We start from the raw sequence: 22,259 nt of genomic DNA, 5'->3' as shown, positions 1-22,259 counted from the left end.
GAGCGGGACTTCCCTCGCAAAGAAACCCCGCCTCGAAAACATATCCCGCCCGAAACGAAAAAATCCCTGCAAGTGCAACTCGCAGGGATTTCAGTTCTTCCTTGACATTCCGGCGGAAAGAGAGGGATTCGAACCCCCGGAGCCTCTCAGCTCAACGGTTTTCAAGACCGCCGCAATCGACCACTCTGCCATCTTTCCGGGCGTAAAAATATAACGGAATTTTCACTTTTCCAATTTTCTCCCCGATTCCCTTTCCCTGCAGCGGGACTATGAAGAGGCAACGCGCGAAACGAATCAAGTCGCTTTATCCCCGAAAGTTTATTTTCAGATAAAAACATTTTTGCTATATTTGTAAGAAGTAGCGGAAATTACTATCCTTTAAACCTTATACTACCATGAACAAAACTCAACTCGTTGACGCAATCGCGAAGAAAGCCTCGATCACCAAGGTGGATGCCAAGAAAGCGCTGGACGCTTTCATTAACGTAACCGGAGAAGCGTTGAAAGCAGGCGACAAGATCGCGCTGATCGGATTCGGATCGTTCGCCGTAGCCAAGAAGCCGGGCCGCACCGGACGTAACCCGCGCACGGGCGCCGCGATCAAGATCGCCGCAAAGAACGTCGTGAAATTCAAGGCCGGCGCCGAACTGAACGCGCTGGTGAAATAGTTTTCGCCCCGCTGCGAAAACTACTGCGAAAAAATGCGGAACCGGTCAACGGTTCGATAAAGGCAGCCGCGAAAGGACATCCTTTCGCGGCTGCCTGCTCTTGACAAGCCGGAGAAACGGAGCCGACCGGACGGAAGCCGGAGAGATCCGATGCGCCGGAACCGGAACGCCGCGCCATGGTGGATACCCGACCGCAACCCGGCAGCCGCTCCCCGGGTCGAAAGGCGTCCGCTATCCCATGCCGGTTCAATCCGCCCGAGCGGAAACGCGATCTCGGATACTGGCCGCACCCTAAATTTGTCCGTTTCAGAAAAATGGGACATCTTTGCAACCGGAAATCTCGCGAAGCCATGGCCAAGAAAAAAATCGCCCTGCTGATCGTCGCGCTGCTGGCCGTCGACCAGATCGTCAAAATATGGATCAAGACCCACTTCGCGCTCGACGAGAGCGTGACCGTCTTTCCGAACTGGTTCTTCATCCGGTTCATAGAGAATCCGGGAGCCGCATTCGGGTTTGAGCTCGGAGGCAGCTATGGCAAACTGATTCTCAGCATATTCCGGCTCGTAGCTATCGGCGCGCTCGGCTACTACATCCACCATTTGCTTCGTAAAAAGGCCCCGACAGGCGTGCTGGTCGGTTTCTCGCTGATTTTCGCCGGCGCGCTGGGCAACGTGATCGACAGCGCGTTCTACGGCCTGCTTTTCTCGGAATCGACATTCACCGCCCCGGCGACGTTCCTGCCCGAAGGAGGAGGCTATGCCGGATTTCTGCACGGGAGAGTGGTCGACATGCTGTTCTTCCCGCTATTCCGAGGCACCTATCCGTCATGGATACCGGGAATCGGCGGCGAGTCGTTTCTGTTCTTCAGTCCGATTTTCAACTTGGCCGACAGCTACATCACCATCGGCGTGCTCTACATGCTGCTCTTCCAGCGGAAATTTTTCAAATAGCGGCGAGCGGTCGTTCGGATCGAACGACTTTTCGCTCCGCCGAGTCCATTCCCGTCACAGTGCGGACGATTCCTGCCTGTTCCGACGGTTCGGAGTTCACTTTTGTGGCCCGTCAGAAGAGGAAAGAACGTCAAATAATCCGATCCGATGCGCGGATCTATCGGTATGGCTTCCGACCGGGTCCGGCACATGGCGTTTCCGAATGCAGCACGGCTTCGCCCGACCGCCGGCGGCGCCGTAAGACCGACACGGCAACATACATGCGCAACCGCAAGCCGATCGCCGAATGACGTTACGAGCAAAGCCGTGCCGTTCGGCAGCAAGAAAGAACCGCGCAGAAAGCATCCCGACACACAACGGGCGCCATAACCGGAAACGCCGTTCGAAACCCATCCATAGGCTTCATAAACGAACCGGTACGGAACTTATACGACCGCATCGGCCAAACCTCGAAAACGGCCGGCAGCAACTCTGTCGACATCCGGACAAAAGACAGGCGGACGGGCTCCCGTTGCCCGTCCGCCCGCAAGCGAAAAGATTCCCGATTAATCCGGAATCGGACCGTCCTATCAGTTGACCGACGGCAGGAACGAATAGTTCTCGGAGTACTCCATCATCTGGCCCGGATAATCGTCCGTGTACTCGATCAGCACGTCGACGATCTCGCCGTTCTCCATAACAGGTTTGTAAACCGGATTGACGAATCCGGCATAAGGTTCCAGCTTCAGCTTCGCATAGCGGTCGAGCACCTCCTTGTGCAGCGCGGGATCGACCTGCACGCCGTAAGTCTCGACGAGCGCCTGACCCGCCGCGAAATCGCCCGTACTCTTGATACGCTGAATCTCGCGGAGCAGGTCGCCGAACAGCGTCCGCAGCTTCTCGTAGTCGTTGACGACGATATACGTCTTGCCGTCCTTGACCACTTTCTCGATCACGTTGTCGGCGCGGCCTTTCTCGTAGCACCACTCGGCGATCAGCTTGCGGTTGCGCATGTGCGCCTCCTCGACCGTCTTGCCGGGCCGGATGCGCGTGAGCTGCGTCATCATGCCGTTCATAACGTACTGGGCATACTCGGCCTTGGCCACGTCGAACGACGGCACGAGCCCCAGCTCGACCAGTTTCGGATCGCCCAGATAATAGAGCGCGAACAAATCGGCGCGAGCCTCCTCGAGCGTAGACGAATAGTTCTTCAGCTCGTCGCCTTTGATGCCCGGAGCCAGCTTGCCCGAACCGTGACCGAGGCACTCGTGCAGGTCGGTATGCAGGTTGTCGCCCAACGACCCGTACTTTTCCCGCAGTTCGATGATCGACGGATCGAGGATGAACTCCTCGGCGAATCCGTTCCCCTTGGCCGCCTCGTCATAGGCATCCGTGATATTCTGGATCGTCACCGACTTCGAGCCGTGATCGCGGCGGATCCAGTCGGCGTTGGGCAGGTTGATGCCGATCGGCGTCGAGGGATAGCAGTCGCCGCCCAGAACGGCCGCCGTGATCACCTTGGCCGAAACGCCCTTCACCCGCTCCTTGCGGTACTGAGGGTCGATCGGGGAATGGTCCTCGAACCACTGCGCTTCCTCACTGATCGTCTGCGTCCGGCGCGTGGCCTCCTCATCGCGGAAATTGACCATGCCTTCCCATGCTCCCCGGTAGCCGAGCGGGTCGCCGTAGTTCTCGGTGAAGCCGTTGACGAAATCAACCTTCGACACGGTATCCTCGACCCAGCGGATGTTGAAAGCGTCGAACTGCCTCAGATCGCCGCTGCGGTAATAGTCGATCAGCGCGAGAATCGTCTGCTTCTGCGGCTCTCGGGCCACTTCGGCGGCCTTGCCGAGCCAATAGACGATTTTCTCGATCGCAGGCGAGTACATGCCGCCCACTTTCCATACCCGCTCGACGATCCGTCCGTCGGGCTCCTTGACCAGTTTGCTGTTCAGTCCCCACGAAACGGGCGTCGTATCGTGCGGATTCATCCGCTCGGCATAGAACCGCTCGACCTCTTTCTGCGTGACCCCCTCGTAGTAGTTGTTGGCCGACGTGACGATCAGGTCCTCGCCCTCGGCCTGGTTGACCCGCTTGGGCATCACGGCAGGATCGAAAATCACCGGCTTGATCTCGGCCACGACTTCCTCCACCGAGCCGAAGTCGGCAGGAAAATTCTCGGCGGGAGTCGCGGCGATCAGCTCGTCGAAATAAGCTTCCGTAAACTCGGGATGGAACTTGTCGGTCGAATAGTGATGGTGAATGCCGTTGGCGAACCACACTTTCTTGAGGTACTTCTCGAACCGCTTGAACGACTCGCTCGTCCGGTCGCCCGTGTACCCCCGGTAAATCGCTTCGAGCGTGCGGCGTATGCGCAGATTGTACCGGCCGTTCTGGTCGAACAGGATGTCGCGGCCCGACAGGGCGGCCTGGCTCAGGTAGTAGACCAGCTTCTTCTCGTCCAAAGAAAGGGTGTCGAAACCCGGAACGCGGTACTTGAGCACCTTGATATCGTCGAAGCGGTCGGCTATCCAGTCGAACTTCTGCTCGCCGCCCTGTTTCTGACGGCAGGAGTACATACCCGTAACGAGTGTTGCCATAAGCGCAATCGTAAAAATTTTCTTCATACAGTTACATGATTATGTTCCGTACAAAGTTACGACCTTTTCCGAAAAAAGCTTCGTATATTATAATCTAATTTCTACCTTTGCCATGTCAAAAAAAACGCCAAAGGCGTACGATAAAACCCGATGAAAGTCTTTACGAAAAACGCGGAACTGTCGCGCGAAATGGCTCGCGGAGCCGGGCGGACAGGCCTCGTCCCGACGATGGGGGCCCTGCACGAGGGGCATCTTTCGTTGGTGGAGAAATGCCGCGCGGAGTGCGATCGCGCGGTCGTCAGCGTCTTCGTCAACCCGACGCAGTTCAACGACCCGAACGACCTGAAGAATTATCCCCGCACCGAGGAAGCCGACCTGGCGCTGCTCGAGAAAACCGGGGTAGACTATGTCCTGATGCCTTCGGTCGAAGACATCTATCCGCAGAAGGACACCCGTGTGTTCGATCTGGGTACGACGGACAAAACGATGGAGGGAGCCCACCGCCCGGGTCATTTCAACGGAGTGGCCCAGGTCGTCAGCCGGCTGTTCGACATCGTCCGGCCCGAACGGGCCTATTTCGGAGAGAAGGATTTCCAGCAGATCGCCGTGATCCGCGAAATGGTCCGTCGCTACGGTTACCCGGTACAGATCGTCGCATGCCCGATCGTTCGCGGTGCGGACGGACTGGCTCTCAGCTCGCGCAACGCGCTGCTCACCCCCGCCCACCGCGCGGCCGCACCGACGATCTACGGCGCGCTGAACGAAAACGCCGCCGCCGCGCGCACGATGAGCGTGGAGGAGTTCCGCCGCCGGGTCGTCGAGCGTATCGACGCGACGAAGCTGCTGAAGACGGAATATCTTTCGGTCGTCCACGCAGAGACGCTCGAGGAGATCGATACGTGGAGCGACTCGTTCCCGATGCGCTGCTGCATAGCCGTACAGGCGGGCGACATCCGCCTGATCGACAACATCGCCATCGCTTAGCCCCGACTCTACGGAACGCCGGGTCGGACGAAAGCGCCGTTTTTGAGTATTCGGATATATTTATATAAATTTGCCTCCCGTAAACGGCGTTCCGTCCGTAGCATACCCGCAGCGAACGGAAAATCAATCGACGACAAAGTCATGAACATGCAAGTAGAGGTACTCAAGTCCAAGATACACCGGGTGACCATCACGCAGGCCAACCTCAGCTACGTGGGCAGCATCACGATCGACGAGGACCTGCTCGACGCGGCCCATCTGATCGCCGGCGAAAAGGTGCAGATCGTCAACGTCAACAACGGCGAGCGGCTGGAGACTTATATAATCAAGGGGGAGCGCGGCAGCGGCGCCGTCTGTCTGAACGGACCGGCGGCCCGCAAGTGCGTCGTAGGCGACGTGGTGATCATCATTTCCTATGCGCGCATGGATTTCGAGGAAGCCAAGAGCTTCACGCCATGGGTGGTCTTTCCCGACACCGACACGAACCGGCTGATCCGATAAAACCCGTCGGTTAACGCATGCGAGCGCAACGGCTAACGAAATCCGTTGCGCTCGTCTCGTTCGGCACGTTCATATCGAAATCGCCGGACGCTTCTTCCAACGTTTTCTGACCGCAGAGGGCTCTCCGTTTTCTTCCGGATCGGCCGGACGCAAGGCCGCAGCCCCGTATGATTTTATTACGACAGAAACACCGGGCGAAAGAAATATGGCAGAAGTGTCCGGGAAATCCATTCGGAGAAGAAACAAAGCTATACGCCAACAGAAAAAAACGGGACAGGCTTTCACCTGTCCCGTCTCCTGCTCCGGAGCCAAAAGTGGGACTCGAACCCACGACCTTTTCGTTACGAATGAAATGCTCTACCGACTGAGCTATTTTGGCAACGCGCGCATCCTTGCGGAATTGCGAGTGCAAATTTGGGAAAAATTTCCCGAATTTCCGGCAAAAACTTTCATTTTTTTTCGCCGGACCATGCGTTGATCGCATAAATTACTGATTATCAGAAGCATATGCGACACGCCAATCATGACCAACAATCCGTAAAGGCAAAGGCCGGAACACCGCCCCCTTCCCGGATCCGAACGGACACTCCCGGCCATGCCATACGAAACGTAAAAGGTCGCCCCTTTGAGCCAAGCAGACCGGCGGACGCCTCTGACCGCTACTTGCCGAGAAGGCTCTGCAACAGCTCGGGTTCGTCGGTCGTGATGTAATCGACACCTTTCCCGATCAGGTATTTCATCGATTCCTCGTCATTGACGGTCCAGACATTGATCTCGAGGCCCAACTTCCTCGCTTCGTCGAACCACTCCTCATGGGCCCGCATCGTGCCGATATGATAGTCGAGTCCGGTATATCCCCGCTCGGCGAGCTCCCGGGGCGACAGGTCGCCGCCCAGATAAGCCACCTTGATTCCTTTGGGGCCGTTCGCTATCAACTGCTCGCAAATGTTCTTCGAAAACGAGATATACTCGACCCGCTTGTTCATCCCCGCACGGCGAACGGCGTCCAGCGCGGCACGGACGGCCGCATCCTCCTTCTGCTTGGTCTGATGGGGCTTGATCTCGATGATCGGCTTGGTGCCTTTCTGCTTCCGGGCGACAGCCAGAAAGGCGTCGAACGTCGGCAGGGATTCGCCGTTGGACAGCTTGACGTCCTTGATTTCGGCATAGGTGCTCGCATCCACCCGCTTGCCGGCGATCGCATCGTCGTGATGCAACACGAGCACGCCGTCGGTCGTCAGAATCAAATCGATTTCCGAGCCCCGGCACCCGATTTCGATCGCCTTTTCGAGCGAAGCGATGGAATTCTGGGCCGATCCCTCGGTTTTCCAATATCCCCGATGCGCGACGATTTGGGTCTCGGATTGGGCTTGCAGCGAAGCGACAGAACAGAAAGTTACCGCGGTCAGAAACAATTTACCGATTTTCATTTCAATTATATATTTAACGAGTTAGACTTATATCCGAGTCGAACGAAAAACAAGCGCATGGCGCCCCCCGTATCCAGCATGTTCTCATAACCGAATACGTCCGTAAAGATAGCGAACGGGAACCGACGTTGCAAATAAACTTTCCGGGTTACAGGACCGAATCGCCCGCACAGACCGAAAGACGGCGGGCGGACTCGGATTTCCGGCCGGAACGCCCGGCGACAGCGTCAGTCGATATGCAGGTGATGCTCGTAGAGCAGCGACAAATCCTCCGGCCGGATGCGGAAACCGGTACCGTGATCGTGCGGCTTGCCTTTCATCTTGCCGGTTTTATACGACCCGATCCGGATATCGATCATCAGTCGGCCCCGGTCGATCAGCTTCAGCAGGTTCTCGAGCGAGGGATCGAGATAAATATCGGCCTGAGTGTAATGAAAATACTCGGTGCCGTCGCGCATATCCGAGTCGGCATACACGAAGAACAGCGCCTTGAGCTTCGTCAGCAGGCACTGCTCCAGATCGTGGTAGGTCCAATAGACGCTCGAATCGATCACTTCCATCTCCGGGAGCGAGCTGACCTCGAGCACGATCTTTTTACCTTGCGTGTCATTGACGATCCGGAAACCGTAGGCATTGCGGTAAGTATTGAACTTGCCGGCGAAAACCGACGTATGGAGCTTTCGCATTCCGGGATATCCTTCGTATTCCTCGCCGTATCGCTCGAGCAGAATCGTATTGACGCTGCGAGGATGCGACGGGCTTTTGGTGAACAGCGAAAGGAAAGTCGAGGTCTGCGTGCGCTTGCTGACCACCTCGAACCCGGCGAAATCGGGCCCGATCTCGTTGTTCTCGGTAACCCCCAGGTAATCCTCGAAAGTCTTGCCTATCCCCGTACTGTAAGGCCGCTTGCTTTTGACGAACCCCAGTTCCTTGATCTCACGGAATTTTTCGACAATCAAATTCTCATCCATCATAGTCGATAATTTTATTGATTAGCAGTTTGATACGCTCCTTATAAGGCAATAGCGTCTCCTTTTCGTCGAGAAACAGGTTCTCGAACGGGTACTGAAAAGCCTCGCATAGGACGGAAAGCTGCTTGAGCGTATACTTGTGAGGGAAACGCGGACTCTCGATATTGCCGACCAGTCCGGAGCTTCGCAGATCGAGCAGCTCGGCCACGTAAGCCTGGCTTGCATTTTGCCCCTGCCTCAGTTCGCGGATGATGTTGATAACCCGCAGCTGAAAATCGGTTTTCATAATGACATTGCACACATTCTGAGGGCAATATATGAATTTATCCCGTATTTGCCGCCCTCAATGTGAGAGTATTTGCTATATTTGCACTAAATTAATTCCATAATGTATCCAAGAACATACTCCTCCGAATGGGACTTCAAGAACGTGAATACCAAGGAGTACACGCACGGCTATCATAACTACCCGGCTATGATGATTCCGCAGATCGCCAGAAAGCTGCTCAACGAGTACCGCCCGGAAGGACATTTCGGGCTGCTGTTCGATCCCTACATGGGCTCGGGCACGTCGCTGGTGGAGGCCTCCGTCCAAGGGATCGACTCGATCGGAACCGACATCAACCCGCTGGCCTGTCTGATCGCCGAGGTGAAAACCACAAGATACGACGCAAACCGGCTGAAAGAGTTCCTGCAGTTCCTGACCGAGCGGCTCGAAACGTACGATCCCCGATTGCAGGGCGAATACTGTTACGACCATATCACAAAAGCCGATTACTGGTACAGTGCGGAAAACCTCGCCAAGCTGCGATTCCTGACCGACCTGATCGACGCGCACGCCGACCGCTCGTTCGTAAACTTTTTCCGTCTGGCCTTGTCGGAAGTAATCCGCGAATCCTCCTACACGCGCAACGGCGAGTTCAAACGCTACCGGATAGCGCCCTCGAAAATCAGCAAGTTCGACGTCGATCCTTTCAAGCTGTTCATTCGCAAAGTACAGCGCAATCTGGGAGGGCTTTCGGCCTACAGCACCGTCGCGCATCCCGGCCGGACGGTCGTATCGAACTTCAATACGATCGACGGCATTCCGCAACGGATATTCAAGGGGCGCAAGGCCGATATGGTCATCACATCCCCTCCGTACGGCGACAGCAAGACGACAGTGGCTTACGGCCAGTTCTCACGCTGGACCAACGAGTGGTTCCAGTTCGAGAACGCGCAAAAGATCGACTCGCTGCTGATGGGCGGCCAACTCAAGACGGAATTTTCCTTCCGCACGGAAACGATCGCCCGCGAGCTCGAGCAGATCAAGGAGGTCGACCAGCGCAGATACGTGGAAGTCATGACCTTTCTGGACGACTACCACCGCTCCATCGCCCATGTATCGAGCGTCGTGCGTAGCGGCGGCAGGGTCTGCTATGTCGTCGGAAACCGTACCGTCAAAGGAATACAGATCCCTTTGGATCATTTTACGGCCGAGATGTTCGAGCAGAACGGCTTCCGGCACGAGCATACCTACGTCCGGTCGATCACCGGCAAACGGATGCCGAGCGTCACGAGCCCCTCGAACAAGAAAGGCGCCAACATGAACACGATGCACAGCGAATACATCGTCATCCTGAAAAAAGAGTAGCGCGCTTTCCCACCACATATCCGATGTATCGAACGGCCCGAGCGGGCCGCGTTTCGTTTTATTCCGGCAGCCTTTCCCTGGAAATATTTCGCTCGCCCGAGATACAGGACTATTTCCGGAGCTCCCGATTGCCTCCGACGGATCGTCTTTCCCGTGCGCTTCATGACAACAGACTCGAAAGCCGGGCATTTTCCCGCAGACAGAACGAAGATTTTCGCCGAACGTTGCATAACTCACAGACATTTCATATCTTTACTGTTGCAGGCAATCGTTTCCACCCAAGGCGATTGCGGCGGATCGGACCGATCCGCGCATTAACCTAACCAAACCCTATTTTTATGAAACCGAAAAAATTATGGCCGAGCCTGTGCGCGGGAGCGCTATTGCTCGGCGGAACGGCTCCGGCCCAGACGGTCGGCAGCGACTCGTGGGCCGCGACGGACGCGCTCGGCCGCAAGGTGCGCGACTACCAGGAAGCAGGTGCCAAGAAGCCCGACAAGTTCGTCGCCATGTTCTACTGGACATGGCATCAGGGAAACGACGACACGACCTACCGTGTCAAGAACATCACCGAAATCGTCCGACAGCATCCCGAGGCGATGAAAGACTACCATCATCCGGCATGGGGCACGAAGCAACCCGGCTTTTTCTTCTGGGAACAGCCCCTGTTGGGATACTACAAGACGACCGACCCGTGGGTGCTTCGCAAGCACGCCGAAATGCTGGCCGACGCAGGCGTCGATGCCGTGTTCTTCGACTGTACGAACGGAAGCCTGACATGGCAGGACTCCTACGAAGCGTTGCTCAAAACCTGGGATCAGGCGCAGAAAGACGGGGTGAACGTTCCGAAAATAGCTTTCATGCTCCCGTTCGGCCCGGCTCCGCACTCGCTCGTCTCGCTGCGGCAGCTCTATAACGACCTGTACAAGCCCGGACGCTACGAAAACCTGTGGTTCGTCTGGAAAGGCAAACCCTGTATCATGGCCTATCCCGACAACCTGACCGACTCGCCCACCGACCGGGCGATCGCCGATTTCTTCACGTTCCGCCCCGGCCAGCCCGACTACGTCGACGGCCCGACGCGCAACGACCAATGGGGCTGGCTCGAGGTCTATCCGCAGCACGGATACGTCAAAAGCCCGGACGGCGACTTCGAACAGGTGGCCGTCGGCATCGCGCAGAACACGTCGCCCGACCGGAAAGGACACTGCGGAGCGTTCAACGTCAAAGACGCCTACGGCCGCAACTTCAGCGTGCGCAACGGCTTCGATCCGCGCGTGGACGGATACCTGTACGGCTGGAACTTCGACGAGCAGTGGGAACGCGCCTACGAGCTCGATCCGGAGCTGGTCTTCGTGACGGGCTGGAACGAGTTCATCGCCGGACAATGGTTGCCCAAGGATAGCTGGAACGGCGATCCGTTCTCGTTCGTCGATCAGTACAACTGGAACTGCAGCCGCGACATCGAGCCCAATGCCGGCTGGGGTGACCGAGGCGACGTATACTATCTGCAACTCGTTGACAAAGTCCGGAAATTCAAAGGCATGGACGCACCGGAAAAGCCCTCGGCTCCGAAAACGATCCGCATCGGCCGCGCCGACGGCTGGAACGACGTGGCGCCCTATTACCGTCATTACCGGGGCAACACGATGCACCGCGACCACCGGGGCCGATACAGCGAATATTACGTGAACAACACGGGCCGCAACGACATCGTCGGAGCGAAAGTGGCGCGCGATGACAATAACCTCTATTTCTACGTCGAGACGGCCGACCGGCTCACGCCCAGCACCGACCGCAACTGGATGATGCTGCTGATCGACACGGACCGCGACCGCTCGACGGGCTGGAACGGATACGACGTGATCGTCAACCGTCTGTCGCCGGACGGACGCAAGGCGATCGTCGAGCGCAACGTCGGCGGACGCTGGGAATGGGAGAAGGCCGGAGAAGCGGCCATGGCCGTCAGCGGCGACAAGCTCGAACTATCGATCGCCCGGAGCATTCTCGGGCTGACAGACGACCGGGTCGATATCGAATTCAAGTGGAACGACAACATGCAGGAGAACGGCAACATCATGGACTTCTACGTCAACGGCGACACCGCTCCCGGCGGACGCTTCAACTTCGTCTACTCCACGCTGTAACTCCCGAAAACAACGCTTCTCCGATAAACGGCACGGCCGGCCGGGCACCCGCCCGAGCCGGCCGTATCGTCCGCATCGCCCGGCTCGGGGACAGAAGAAACGCCCTTGCCGAAGAAAAATAGTTGCGAAAAACGGCAGCGAATCGCCGGCAAAGCTTGTTCGAGCGGACTAAAATGCTTATTTTTACGCTCGGGACAATGCGTAACCCGCGCGCCACCGGCTTTCGGTGGCCGGAGTGCGTTTCGGCGTCGGACGCATGCGAGCCCCACGAGCAGCGAAACCAAAACACCTAAATACCATTTAAAGACCCATGAAGAAAATCGCAAAACTTTCGCTTTGCGCACTGGCGGGAGCCGCGCTGGCCTCCTGCTGTACCGACAAGGCGGCAAGCCCGGGCTACGTATCCCGCGAAGCGCTGGCTTCGGGATTCGTCACTCCGCCCGACTCGATCCAGACGAGCGTTTACTGGTACTGGATATCGAACAACATCTCGAAGGAGGGCGTCGTCAAGGACCTCGAGTCGATGAAAAAGGCCGGTATCAACCGGGCGTTCATCGGCAACATCGGTCAGGACGACGTACCTTACGGCAACGTCAAGATGCTCAGTGACGAATGGTGGGACGTTCTCCACACCGCACTGAAAAAAGCGACCGAACTGGACATCGAGATCGGCATATTCAACTCCCCCGGCTGGAGCCAGTCGGGAGGCCCGTGGGTAAAACCCGAACAGGCGATGCGCTATCTGGCCTCGTCGGAAACCCGAGTAAAAGGTCCCCAGAAGGTCAGCCTCAAACTCGATAAGCCGGTCGATCAGTTTCAGGACGTCCGAGTGATCGCATATCCCGCGCCGAAAGGCGACGGAGTTACGCTGAACGCGTCGAACGCATCGGTCGTATCGGCTCCTCAGGTCGCAGGCATCGCCAAGGTAATCGACGGCGACCCGAAAACAAGCGTCGACTTGCCGAAGAACGGCCGGCTCACGATCGACCTGAAAGCCGAGACCCCGTTCACAGCGCGCAGCCTGACCGTACGCCCCGCCGAACGTTCGATGTCGATGCAGGGCGAACTGCAGGTCAAGGAGAACGATGCTTACCGCACGCTCTCCCGATTCACGTTGGACCGGCTGAATACCGCGCTGAACGTCGGATTCGACCCGTACGCTCCGGTGATCGTCTCGATCCCTGCGACGACCGGCACCGATTTCCGTCTCGTTCTCACCGAAGCGACCGGCAGCGCCGGACTGGCCGAGGTGACCCTGTCGGAAGCTCCGCGCGTCGAGCGCTATAAAGAAAAATCGCTGGCCAAGATGCACCCGACCCCGCTGCCTTACTGGAAAGACTATCAGTGGCCGGCACAGCCCGTCGTGGACGACCCGGCGACCGTCGTCGATCCGGCCAGCGTGCAGGATATTTCGCAGTACATGGCCGAGGACGGAACGCTGACGTGGGACGCACCCGAAGGCGAATGGGTCATCCTGCGCATGGGTATGACGCCGACCGGCACGACGAACTCTCCGGCTTCGCCCGAGGCTACCGGCTTCGAAATCGACAAGATGAGCCGCGAGCATGCCGCCGCCCACTTCGATGCCCATATGGGCGAAATTCTGCGCCGCATTCCGGCCGAGGACCGCAAGACGTTCCGCGTAGTCGTTCAGGACAGCTACGAGACCGGCGGACAGAACTTCACCGACGGCATGATCGAAGAGTTCAAAACCCGCTACGGCTACGACCCGACGCCTTATCTGCCCGTTTACGAGGGCGTGGTGGTCGGCAGTCAAGAAGCGTCGGACCGCTTCCTGTGGGACGTGCGCCGTATGGTGGCCGACAAGGTGGCCTATGATTACGTGGGCGGTCTGCGCGACGTCAGTCACGAGCACGGACTGCATACATGGCTCGAAAACTACGGGCACTGGGGCTTCCCCGGCGAATTCCTGATGTACGGCGGCCAGTCCGACGAAATCGGAGGCGAGTTCTGGAGCGAGGGCGAGCTGGGCGACATCGAGAACCGCGCCGCCTCGTCGTGCGGACATATCTACGGCAAGCGTAAGATTTCGGCCGAATCGAATACGGCCGCAGCCGCTCCGTTCACCCGCTATCCGCGCATGATGAAGCAGCGCAGCGACCGCTTCTTCGCCGAAGGCATCAACAACACGCTGCTGCACGTCTACATCTCGCAGCCCGACGACCGCGAACCGGGTATCAACGCGTGGTTCAGCAACGAATTCAACCGTCACAACACATGGTTCTCTCAGATGGATGTCTTCACGGCATACCTCAAGCGAGTGAACTTCATGCTCCAGCAGGGGCTGAACGTGGCCGATGCGGCTTACTTCATCGGCGAGGACGCCCCGAAGATGACGGGCGTGACCGATCCGGCTCTGCCCGCAGGCTACCAGTTCGACTACATGAACGCCGAGGTGATCGAGAAATACATGACCGTACAGGACGGCAAGATCACGCTGCCGCACGGTACGCAATACCGCATACTGGTGCTTCCGCAACTCGAAACGATGCGTCCCGAACTGCTCGCGAAGATCAAGCAGCTGATCGAGCAGGGAGCCGTGGTGATGGGACCGCAGCCCAGCCGCTCGCCGAGCCTGCAGAACCAGCCCGAGGCCGACGAGCAAGTCCGGCAGATGGCCGCTGAAATCTGGGGCGATGTGGACGGCGTGAACGTCAAGTCGCGGAAAGTCGGCAAGGGTATGATCCTCAACGGCATGACGATGGAAGAAGCCTTTGCGCTGATCGACTGCATCCCCGACTGCCGGATTCCGGACGGAGCTCCCGTACATTACGGCCACCGTACGCTCGAGAACGGCGACATCTACTTCGTTTCGAACCAGAGCGACCGGACGATCGAGGTGACGCCCGAGTTCCGCGTGACCGGCAAGCAGCCCGAACTGTGGAGCGCCGCGACGGGCGAAATCCGCAAGCTGCCCGCCTTCGAGCAGAAGGAAGGCGCGACAGCCGTGCCGATGAAGCTCGCGCCGTATGAGAGCGCCTTCGTCGTGTTCTTCGACGCGGCGGGACAGCCGTCGGACGGCGGCGTGGAGGCCAACTACCCGACGCCGGTACAGATCGCCCGGCTCGACGGCCCGTGGACCGTCGACTTCCTCGACAAGGTACGCGGCCCGAAGGAACCCGTCGTATTCGAAGCGCTGACCGACTGGACGACGAACTCCGACGACCTGATCAAATACTACTCGGGCACGGCCGTCTACAAGAGCTCGTTCAAGCTCGACGCGGCTCCGGACGGCAACCACATTCTGATCGACTTGGGCGATTTCGTCGCCATGGCGCGCGTCAAGGTGAACGGTCAGGATGCCGGCGGCCTGTGGACGGCGCCTTACACGCTCGACATCACCGATCTGGTGAAAGCCGGCGACAACGAGGTCGAGATCGAGGTGGTCAACACATGGCTCAACCGCCTGATCGGCGACCTGAATCTGCCGGAAGCCAAACGCACGACATGGGCGGCGATCAACTCGTGGAAAGCCGACTCTCCGTTGCAAAAGGCAGGATTGTTCGGTCCCGTCGTGATCGAAAGCGTCGATTACGCCGAATAACGATCCGGCCCGGGCCCGAAAAGTCCGACACAATTTCCAAAAAGCGGATACCTCGAAACGAGGTATCCGCTTTTTCATTCGGCATAACCATCGCTCCCCCTGTTTTCTGCAAGCAGCCGACATAGCCCCCCGGAACGATTCCCTTCGGCCGGTCGGATACAGGGAAATCGAACGAAACGATCGGAGGGAAACTCCGATCGCCGGTCGTTTCCCTTTCGCTCCGAACAAGCGATCGGCCGAAGAACCCGAAGAAATCGGAACGACAGGGAAAAAACGGAACGACGGCTTCCGCATACGGCCGAGTCGCTCCCATGTTCAGCGAAGCCTGCGGCACGGATCCGTCCGATGCCGCATTCTGTCCCGTCACAGCGCCGGGCCGGACATGGCGACCGAACAGCAGAGAAGCTATCGGCAACGACAAAACCTTTCGCCTGCAAACGGATAACGCCTGCCCGACAAATACCGGCCGCTCAGCGTCCGAGTCCGGCAAAAGAGTTTTGCAACCAAAAAGCGGGAAAAAGCCCGAAGCCCTTTCCCGCCATAACGATCGGAATATCCGGAAATCCGCTCAGCGCTTTTTCCCGAACCGGAACGAATCGACTGTGAAAAGCTCCCCGGCCTCCTTATCGCCCAGAAAGCGGAGAGTTACCGAGCGTACTCCGTCGACCGGACGGACCGGAACCGTCAGCGTCACGCTGCGAGACGCGCCCTCGGCGGTAGGCACTTCGACCGTCCCGACCGGAGCGCTCCACAGATTGTCGGTCAGCACTTCGATCCGTCCGCCGGCATGCGGAGTCACCGTCACGCTGAACGTGTCGGCCCCGTCCCCGAAATCGAGATACTTGAACGTAGCGTAATCCTCGTTGCGGATACCGCCCAGTTCCTCCCGGTCGGCAGCACAGGTACGGACACGCGTATTGCCCCACAACAGGCAGGCGCGCCTCGCCTCGACCTCCGCGAACGCGTCGAGCGGATCGCCCGCGCCCTGCGAGGTCATCTCCACCTCGTCGATGCTCCCGTCCTCGTTGAACTCGATCGGCTCGATGCAAACTTTCCGCAGCGAGCGGGTTCCGTTCGTCGTCCGGTGATACAGCACGTACCACCGGCCGTCGAACTCGCAGATCGAGCCGTGATTGTTCCACGACTCGGGATCGCAGCCCGCATTGTCGACGATCACCCCGCCGTACTCGAACGGACCGAGGGGCGAGCGCGACGTCGCGTATCCGATGCAAGTCGGACGCCCCTTGCGCAGATGGGAATAGACCATGTAGTAGATTCCGTTGCGCTTGCGCATGCTGCTGCCCTCGTGGAAGAAGTGCTCCTGTTCGGTCACGAGCCCGTCGACGATCGTCGTCGTGTCGACCTCGAGCATATTGTCCTTCAGCTTGGCGCCCTTGGCCGAGAACTGTCCCCAATAGAGATAAGCCTGCCCGTCGTCGTCGATGAAAACGGCCGGATCGATCTGCGAGATTCCCTCGACGGGCCGGCCGTCGCGGAACGGACCGGCCGGAGCGTCGGCCACGGCCACGCCCTCGTCGATCGCATCGCGCATACTGTAATAGAGGTAGTACTTGCCGTCCTTGTAAGCGGCGTCCGACGCGTACAGCTCGCCGTCGCTGTAAGGCACTTCGTCGTTCGGTCCTTTCGATGCGAAGGCGTCGCGATGGATCGTCCAGTTCTTCAGGTCGTCCGTCGACAGCAGATCGTATCTCCACGAGCAATAGAAGTCGGGGCTTTCGTCTCTCGAAACATAAAGATAAAGCCTTCCGTCCTTCCATTGGTGTCCTTCCGGATCGGCGGCGAACACGCCGGGAGGTACGACCGGATTCTGAGCGCACAGGGAACCTCCGAACAAGGCGGCAACCGCGAGCCATTTCTTTCTTATCATCTTATAACAGGGTTTTGGTTAGGTTCATTCCGGTCGGGAACCGTCTTCTCGACGAAGCCCGGGTTTCCGCCGAGGCTCGGACGAGGGGCCGTCGGTCCGTAGCGCCCCGTCCCCGTCGAAAAAGAGACGGTCCATGCACACGACCCGGTCGAACGAAGGCTTACTGCCGTGCGGATCGGCATGCCGGTGGTAAAAGAAATACGACTCCCCGTCCGGCAGATCGACGACGCAGCCGTGTCCCGGCGAGGAGATTCCGCGCGCGAGGTCGGTCGTCATCAGCGGATTGTCCTCGCTCTTGGTCCATGGGCCGAGCGGATGCGGAGCCGTAGCAACGCCGACTCCGTAATCCGAGTAGCCCGTATCGTTGGCCGAATAGGTCATATAGTAAACTCCGGCGCGCTTGAAAACGAAAGCTCCCTCGTTGCAGCGGTTCCGCTCCCGGTTCACGAGCTCCCACGGCTGAGAGGCCCGCGAAACGAGGCGAGGCTCCCCGTCGAATCCGGAGAGGTCTTTCTTCAGCCTTACGACCCAGTTCTCGCCGAAAGCGTACCCGTCGCGGTTTCCGTTCTTGCTGAAATAGAGGTAGGGCGTATGCTGCGGATCGTCGTCGACGAAAATGTCGCAGTCGATCGCCGAAAAACCCAGATCGAACCAGGGCGTGTAGAGCTCCTCGAACGGTCCCTCCGGCCGGTCGCTGACAGCCAGACACGAAAGCAGCACGCCGCGCTCGGGTTCCAGACAACTGTATGTCATATAGAAGCGGCCCTCGTAACGCTCGACCTCCGGAGCCCAGAAAGCTCCGGCGCCGAAATGGGCCGGGGACTTGCGGAACAGGGGACCGCCGTACTCCCATGCAACCAGATCGGACGATACATAGTAGTCGAACCCCGATGCCTCGGCCGAGGCGGTCGTACCCGTCATGTAATAAAGTCCATCGCTTTCGTAAACGAAAGGATCGGCCAAGCGCACCGTGTCGCCGGCCGACGTTCTCAGCGGGTTGTCGTAGACCGGCTCCTCGCCCGTCGCGCAGGACGTCCCTGCAAGCGAAAGGCAGCAGAGGCATCCCGTCGCATATATCGCCATGCGTTTTCTGCTCATCGTTTTCATCGTTTACATCGTTCGGGCCCGATTTCCATACGAGCCGAAGAACGCGGCAAAAGGCCCGGCATATGAGACATACGCCGGACCCAACCTAACTTAACCCAACTTACCTAATCGAGAAAGACCAACCAACCGGTCCGTTCCCGCCCCGTTTTCAGAGGTACGGGTATTTCTCCGAGACAAAATCCGTTTCTTTTCACAATATTACGCTTTTCCCGTCCGATTTCCTATCGTGAACGGACCATTTTCTTGCGCAGGTGTTCCGTTTCGCAGGCCGTGCCGCCCGGTACGGATATTTTTACAAAATCGGACCGTCCGCTGAATTATTCGGAAAATACTCGTAACTTTGATTCCGAAACCGGCCCGCGGCTGCCGGGCAAGGAGACGGGAGAGTCCCTTCCCGCTGCCCCGGCGATCCCGGCCGAATGCTCCGGAACGGGCAGAAAGCCGATCGCACGACGACGGGCGAAGGCCGGGTCCGTCACACGGCAAACCGACGACCGATGAAAAAAAGAACACGACTGTTATACGGACTGCTTCTGCTGTGCGCACCGCTGGCCGGATGCCTGAAAGAGGACGACGGCTCGCAATTCTATTCCGACGTATATTGGTTCCCGCTCGCCAAGCAGACATTTTCCGTCGATACACGGGAGCCGGAACCGGTCGATACGGTCGTGCTGGTTTTCCGCGCCCGGAACTTCGTCTACGACAGCGACACGGTGAATTTCGCCGTGATGCCCGACTCGACGACGGCCGTGGCCGGGACGGACTACGAGATCACGACTCCGGTCGTCCGCTTCGGGAAGGACGACTATTACGACAACCTGCTGCGGGGCGAGATCGGACTGAGGATCTATCCGACGCTGAGCGATACGCTGACCCTCGCCCTGAAGCTGATCTACACCCACCCGGCCAACGAAGAGCGGTTCCGCCTGCACGACCGGACCGTACTGACGCTCAGACCGATATTCCCTTCCGAATAGACCGGTACGACGGACCGACCGAAGACGGATGCAACCGAAAAAATCCTTATGCGATCCGAAGAATCGTCACATCGACCGGCTTCGCCGGCACCGATCGTAGAAGAATGTCCATGGTCGGACGGGGAAGCGCCCTCGCACCGACAAACCCTCGGTCTCTCCTGCCGAACGACTCTCTTTCAAAGCGTCGGCCCGTTCGGAAAGTCTCGGCAAACGAAAAGACAATCCCGACCGACGAACCGGAAAACGGACCGACCGAGGAAATTCCAGACGGTCACGGTACATCGTACGGCAGCCGCTCGGAACAAACGGATCGTCATACGCGCGATTCGTCGCCCGGCTTCGGGAAAATGCCGCGGATGAAAAGAACATATCCGGTTCTCGCGAACCGCTCCATAACGGATCGGCTGCAAACCGGCTTCCGGGACGGTCCGCACGGCAAAGCACGGAACGAAGCCAGCGACCGTAAGGGCGCATCCCGAAGCAGAAATGCGCGCGAAACGATAACCGGCCTCCCGATTCTCCCGTCCGAAAATAGGAAATCCGAACTTTTTCGACTATCTTGGGCATGCCGTACGCGCGGCGAATGCCCGCGCCGGCCCAAAACCTGTCCAATCGCCAAACTACTAAGCCATGAACGGAAAGAACCCGCTTTGCATCGCCTTGTGCGTCGCCGTTTCGACGGCCTCTTTCGCGCAGACCGGAAAGAAATATCCGGATCCCGCGCCGATGACCCACGACATGTCCGAATTTTGGGAGCCTCAGCCCCGGATCGTCACGCCGGCCGATATGGACCGGGCCGTACCGCCTCCCTCCGACGCCGTCGTCCTGCTGGGACTGGACGCCGACGACGCGCCCGAGTGGATCGGCTGCGATGGGAAACCCGTCGCATGGAGCGTCGAGGACGGCGTTATGACCGTCATCCCGAACTCGGGCAGCATCCAGACTCGCCGCGATTTCGGCGACTACCAGCTGCACCTCGAATGGAGCGCGCCGACGGAGATCGTCGGCGAAAGTCAGGGCCGGGGCAACAGCGGAGTCTTCATGCAGGGTCGCTACGAAGTGCAGATACTCGACAACTACGGCAACGAGACATACGCCAACGGCCAGGCCGGCAGCATCTACAAGCAGTCGGCCCCGCTGGTCAACGCCTGCCAGAAACCGGGCAAATGGAACACCTACGACATCATCTACACGGCGCCCCGGTTCAAGGACGACGGTACGCTGCACTCGCACGGACGGATCACCGTGCTGCACAACGGCGTGCTGATCCAGAACAACACGCTGATCCTCGGCACGACGGAATTCATCGGCTTCCCGAAAACGGTCGCCCACGGTCGCGGCCCGATCGTGCTGCAGGACCACCTGAACCCGGTCCGTTTCCGCAATATCTGGATCAGGGAACTGTAAGACAAGACGCCGAAGCGCGGATACCGGCCGGCCACAGCGGCGATTCGCGCTTCGGCATCTCGGTCATGCCGATTCCGGCATGGCAGCGCTTTCGTCGCATCATTCCACGAACCGTCGTTCTCCCATCATTCCGTCCCGACCGGGAAACGCCCGAAATCCCCAAACCATGAAGCGATACGACCTATGCACCGCAATTATCGACAGAGTCTTGCCGGCTTTCATCGCATTGGCTCTGCTCACGACCTGCCGAAACGGCGGAGACCCGAGCCGTACAGGAACCCGATCGACGCCGGAATCCACAAACGGAAACGACCGGACGACCGCGAGCGGGAATTCTTCGGCTACGGAAGAAAAGGCGCTTCTCAGTATCTATGAATACAACAAGCTCGATACTGTATTCATGGAAGATTTCCCCGCCATCGGAGAACCCGAGGAAGACACCGTCTGCGTCGTAACCCATCGGATGCCCTCTTTCCCGGGAGGGTACGACAGCCTGACGGCTTTCATCCGCCGAAACGCCCGTTATCCGAGCAAAGCCGAGCAGGAAAATATCCGGGGAGTGACTTGGATCAAATGCGTTATAGATAAAAAAGGGAACGTCGTCCGACCCGAGGTTTTGGTTTCGTTATCCCCCGAATGCGACCGAGAAGCGCTGCGCGTCGTCCGAAACATGCCAAGGTGGGAACCGGGCATGATCGATCGATGTAAGCCGTATGTCAACTTAACGGAACCGGATACCGCTGCAAAAGAACCCGCCCATTGCTACTATATGATCCCGGTTTATTTCCCGCCTTCGGACAACTGACCGAAAACCGAATCGACCATAGGCCAGCGCATTTTCTCAAGACAATCGGAGCCGCATAGCCGCACCGGTCCCCAAGCAACGCACACAAATCCGAACGGTCCCGGCCCTCGGGACGCAAGAAGATCGCCGACAAGCACAACCGGGACGAAAAAACCGGTCGGGCGCTCTCTTTGAAATTACCGAATCCGGTCGAGCGAGCGGACCAGCCGCTCGTCCTTGGAGATTCCCCGCATAGCCAGCAGTGTCAGGATCAGCGATACGACGGGAAAGACCGAGGCGGCGGAAAGGCTCCATGCGGAAAGCGGAGCGGCAAAGCTGCCCAGGCACCAGCCCAGCAGCCCGCAGACGACGAGCAACAGAACGACCTGCACGATGCACAGTTTTTTTTGCAACGGACGGTTCCGAAACCCGAAGATCGTGACCAAAGCGAGCGCGAGCACGAGCACCGACAAGCCCCCCGCGATCCAATGGACGGCCCCGGAGCTCAGCGAGTCCGCCGAGGCAGGGTCGGTCCAGCCCCAAAGCGTAGCCCGGACCGGACCGCCGGAAACGGTTACCCCGACGGCCAACGGCAAAAAAAGCAACAGGGCCGTAAACAAGGCCGACAAAAACAGATATACGGTCTGAATGCGCTGTATCATAATCAA

At 58.5% G+C, this 22,259-nt stretch carries 17 protein-coding genes and 2 tRNA genes; 10 read left to right on the top strand and 9 right to left on the bottom strand.

Annotated elements, in window-relative coordinates:
• Window positions 1-113: 113 nt before the first annotated feature.
• Window positions 114-198, bottom strand: a tRNA-Ser gene (locus tag NQ491_RS08425).
• A gap of 197 nt (window positions 199-395) precedes the next feature.
• Here NQ491_RS08425 and NQ491_RS08420 point away from each other — a divergent pair.
• Both NQ491_RS08420 and NQ491_RS08415 read left to right on the top strand, forming a co-directional pair.
• Window positions 396-668 (top strand): HU family DNA-binding protein, encoded by a 273-nt coding sequence (locus tag NQ491_RS08420; RefSeq protein WP_019246612.1) that lies wholly within the window; start codon window positions 396-398, stop codon window positions 666-668.
• A gap of 350 nt (window positions 669-1,018) precedes the next feature.
• Window positions 1,019-1,618: a lipoprotein signal peptidase gene (locus NQ491_RS08415; RefSeq protein ID WP_019246613.1), complete on the top strand. Its 600-nt coding sequence runs from the start codon at window positions 1,019-1,021 to the stop codon at window positions 1,616-1,618.
• 569 nt (window positions 1,619-2,187) lie between these two features.
• On the opposite strand, the gene NQ491_RS08410 is transcribed toward NQ491_RS08415, so the two are convergent.
• Window positions 2,188-4,224, bottom strand: a complete 2,037-nt coding sequence (locus tag NQ491_RS08410) for a dipeptidyl-peptidase 3 family protein (protein ID WP_394356791.1) — start codon at window positions 4,222-4,224, stop codon at window positions 2,188-2,190.
• A gap of 123 nt (window positions 4,225-4,347) precedes the next feature.
• On the opposite strand from NQ491_RS08410, the gene panC reads away from it, so the two are divergent.
• Both panC and panD read left to right on the top strand, forming a co-directional pair.
• Window positions 4,348-5,181 carry a pantoate--beta-alanine ligase gene (panC, locus tag NQ491_RS08405; RefSeq protein WP_019246616.1) on the top strand — a complete coding sequence of 278 codons (834 nt, stop codon included), beginning with the start codon at window positions 4,348-4,350 and terminating at the stop codon, window positions 5,179-5,181.
• A 141-nt stretch (window positions 5,182-5,322) separates the two neighbouring features.
• On the top strand, window positions 5,323-5,682 hold the full coding sequence (gene panD / locus NQ491_RS08400; protein ID WP_019246617.1) for an aspartate 1-decarboxylase: 360 nt from the start codon (window positions 5,323-5,325) through the stop codon (window positions 5,680-5,682).
• Window positions 5,683-5,988: 306 nt separating this feature from the next.
• On the opposite strand, the gene NQ491_RS08395 is transcribed toward panD, so the two are convergent.
• From NQ491_RS08395 to NQ491_RS08380, 4 genes are all read right to left on the bottom strand, one after another.
• A tRNA-Thr gene (locus NQ491_RS08395) sits at window positions 5,989-6,061 on the bottom strand.
• A gap of 280 nt (window positions 6,062-6,341) precedes the next feature.
• The gene (locus tag NQ491_RS08390; RefSeq protein ID WP_019246618.1) at window positions 6,342-7,112 is read right to left on the bottom strand and encodes a glycerophosphodiester phosphodiesterase; all 771 of its coding nucleotides are present in this window, start codon (window positions 7,110-7,112) and stop codon (window positions 6,342-6,344) included.
• A gap of 227 nt (window positions 7,113-7,339) precedes the next feature.
• Entirely contained in the window at window positions 7,340-8,086 is a 747-nt protein-coding gene (locus NQ491_RS08385) for an MvaI/BcnI family restriction endonuclease (protein WP_026089769.1), read from the bottom strand.
• Window positions 8,076-8,369 carry a hypothetical protein gene (locus NQ491_RS08380; RefSeq protein WP_019246620.1) on the bottom strand — a complete coding sequence of 98 codons (294 nt, stop codon included), beginning with the start codon at window positions 8,367-8,369 and terminating at the stop codon, window positions 8,076-8,078. Before NQ491_RS08380 ends, NQ491_RS08385 begins: the two co-directional genes overlap by 11 nt.
• 102 nt (window positions 8,370-8,471) lie before the next feature.
• Here NQ491_RS08380 and NQ491_RS08375 point away from each other — a divergent pair, with 102 nt between their 5' ends.
• The 3 genes from NQ491_RS08375 (at window position 8,472) to NQ491_RS08365 (ending at window position 15,428) form a co-directional block, all read left to right on the top strand.
• The gene (locus NQ491_RS08375; RefSeq protein ID WP_026089771.1) at window positions 8,472-9,716 is read left to right on the top strand and encodes a DNA methyltransferase; all 1,245 of its coding nucleotides are present in this window, start codon (window positions 8,472-8,474) and stop codon (window positions 9,714-9,716) included.
• Between the two features lie 338 nt (window positions 9,717-10,054).
• Window positions 10,055-11,863 carry a hypothetical protein gene (locus NQ491_RS08370; protein WP_187119333.1) on the top strand — a complete coding sequence of 603 codons (1,809 nt, stop codon included), beginning with the start codon at window positions 10,055-10,057 and terminating at the stop codon, window positions 11,861-11,863.
• A gap of 310 nt (window positions 11,864-12,173) precedes the next feature.
• Complete coding sequence (locus tag NQ491_RS08365) at window positions 12,174-15,428, top strand: glycosyl hydrolase (protein WP_019246623.1); 3,255 nt, start codon at window positions 12,174-12,176, stop codon at window positions 15,426-15,428.
• A 568-nt stretch (window positions 15,429-15,996) separates the two neighbouring features.
• Here the strand turns inward: NQ491_RS08365 and NQ491_RS08360 are convergent.
• The gene (locus NQ491_RS08360; protein ID WP_019246624.1) at window positions 15,997-17,316 is read right to left on the bottom strand and encodes a family 43 glycosylhydrolase; all 1,320 of its coding nucleotides are present in this window, start codon (window positions 17,314-17,316) and stop codon (window positions 15,997-15,999) included.
• Between the two features lie 24 nt (window positions 17,317-17,340).
• A complete protein-coding gene (locus NQ491_RS08355; RefSeq protein ID WP_232423211.1) occupies window positions 17,341-18,414 on the bottom strand; it encodes a glycoside hydrolase family 43 protein in 1,074 nt (357 codons plus the stop codon).
• 506 nt (window positions 18,415-18,920) lie between these two features.
• On the opposite strand from NQ491_RS08355, the gene NQ491_RS08350 reads away from it, so the two are divergent.
• The 3 genes from NQ491_RS08350 to NQ491_RS11295 all read left to right on the top strand — a co-directional run bounded on the left by NQ491_RS08350 (window position 18,921) and on the right by NQ491_RS11295 (window position 21,612).
• On the top strand, window positions 18,921-19,400 hold the full coding sequence (locus NQ491_RS08350) for a hypothetical protein (RefSeq protein ID WP_147524759.1): 480 nt from the start codon (window positions 18,921-18,923) through the stop codon (window positions 19,398-19,400).
• A gap of 630 nt (window positions 19,401-20,030) precedes the next feature.
• A complete protein-coding gene (locus NQ491_RS08345; protein WP_051013004.1) occupies window positions 20,031-20,807 on the top strand; it encodes a 3-keto-disaccharide hydrolase in 777 nt (258 codons plus the stop codon).
• Window positions 20,808-20,886: 79 nt separating this feature from the next.
• Complete coding sequence (locus NQ491_RS11295; RefSeq protein ID WP_081587439.1) at window positions 20,887-21,612, top strand: energy transducer TonB; 726 nt, start codon at window positions 20,887-20,889, stop codon at window positions 21,610-21,612.
• Between the two features lie 176 nt (window positions 21,613-21,788).
• Here the strand turns inward: NQ491_RS11295 and NQ491_RS08340 are convergent, their stop codons facing one another.
• A complete protein-coding gene (locus NQ491_RS08340; protein ID WP_019246630.1) occupies window positions 21,789-22,253 on the bottom strand; it encodes a DUF4293 domain-containing protein in 465 nt (154 codons plus the stop codon).
• Window positions 22,254-22,259 lie beyond the last annotated feature (6 nt).

Origin of the sequence: Alistipes ihumii AP11, from assembly GCF_025144665.1 — a bacterium.
Taxonomy (GTDB): domain Bacteria; phylum Bacteroidota; class Bacteroidia; order Bacteroidales; family Rikenellaceae; genus Alistipes_A; species Alistipes_A ihumii.
The sequence above is the reverse complement of the archived record's forward strand: the minus strand, read 5'-3'. Positions and strand labels throughout refer to the sequence as shown.